At 69.8% G+C, this 1486-nt stretch carries 2 protein-coding genes; both read right to left on the reverse strand.

The genetic code is table 11. From position 1 onward, the window contains the following. The coding region (locus ACFV9O_RS39425) for a hypothetical protein (protein WP_385427667.1) at window positions 1–604 on the reverse strand (604 nt) is incomplete at its 3' end. Window positions 605–632: 28 nt separating this feature from the next. Then, window positions 633–1235: a gamma carbonic anhydrase family protein gene (locus tag ACFV9O_RS39430; protein ID WP_385427670.1), complete on the reverse strand. Its 603-nt coding sequence runs from the start codon at window positions 1233–1235 to the stop codon at window positions 633–635. Between the last annotated feature and the right edge of the window lie 251 nt (window positions 1236–1486).

Below are 1486 nucleotides of genomic sequence, written 5' to 3' on the forward strand. Positions count from 1 at the left end.
AGGGCAAGAACCTGCTCGACGTGGTTACCCAGCTCTTCGACGGCCGAGGAGCCTGGATCCCCATTCCAGCCTGACCACCAAACCAGTCACCTCGCTTCGACCATCGCTGCGACAACTCCACCACCAGGGCCATGCTCTCGTTCGCCAGCGCGTGTTCCCCGGCCGCTGCCGCAACGAGGACTGAGTCCTCCAACTGCAAGACGGCTGCCGGCAGTCGCCCTCGCTGCCGGGCGACCGCGTGCTCGCGGTACGCCCGCACGACGTCGGCCGGTGCGGGCACCTCCCGCAGCGGCAGCGAGCTCGTCGCCTCGAGGCGCGCGGCCGCGGCGCGGAACTGATCCTTGTGCCTGCGGGCGTCGACCCGATCCTGGCGCGGCGTGCCGAGGTCGAGCGAGATCACGGGGAAATCGCGCACGAGCGAGTGCACATGCGCCACCGGCGCGTACTCCTCCCCGGAGGTGACCCTCTCCAGGAAGATCCCCTGGACCAGCGGTCCTACGCGGCGCAGGAGATGCAGCTTCCGCGCCGTGTACTCGGGGAAGAGCGCCGCCCAGTCCGCAGTGATCACTCCCGTTGCGGCCTTGGGCCGGTCCGCTCGCCCCATCCCCGTCCCTCTCCCCCTCGGCCCGGTCTCACATCAGACGCCGGTCGTCCCTGTGAGCCCCGAAGAACTCCGCCTGGCGAGCCATGATCGTACGCATCGAGGTGCCGCGCGGAACCCCGTAGACCGTGCCCGGAAAGTCGAGGTCGCGCTGCTTCTCCCACAGCTCGTCATGCCGGTCGGGCGAGAACAGCTCGGCCGGGTCACCGGCCGCGACCCAGCCGATGGGCACTACCGTCCCCGGCTCCAGCCGCGAATTGACGTGCAGCACACTGTTGATCCGCAGCTCGGAGCCGGCCCCGGCCACGGCCCCGGGGAACATCGCGACGCCTGTCGCCACAAAAACCTCGTCCTCGACGGTCGCCCCGTTCACGTGCGCGTGCGGACCGATCAGCACCGCGTCCCCCAGTACCGCCGGATGCCTCGCCCGCCCGCGGCCCAGGGCGTTCTCCATCACCACCACGTCCGCACCCACCCGCACCTCACCGTCCTCGGCGGTGAGCACGGCCCCGTGCAGCACGCGCGCCCCCTCGCCCAGGACGACCGCCCCGCACAGCACTGCAGAGGGGGCCACGTACGCGGACTCGGGGACGACGGGCCGCTTGCCGTGATGCTCGTACAGCAGCTCACTCACCGCCCTCGCCGCACACTTGCCCGATCAACCGCACCAACCCCGGGAACCATGGGACTCCTTACGAGGACCTTTACGAAGCCCCTTACGGGCACGGACGCATCGGACCGGCCGAACCGGTCGTCTGCCACGACACGCAACCGCGGGGGGGCCCTCCACAAGGGGTGTAGTGGGCGGGGGGGGTCTTTCCTTTGTCGGGTTTCTGGAGAGGAAGAACCCCTTCTTGTTCCCCCTCTTTGTCAAGGTGGCCTCGC

Origin of the sequence: Streptomyces sp. NPDC059909, from assembly GCF_042730885.1 — a bacterium.
GTDB lineage: Bacteria > Actinomycetota > Actinomycetes > Streptomycetales > Streptomycetaceae > Streptomyces.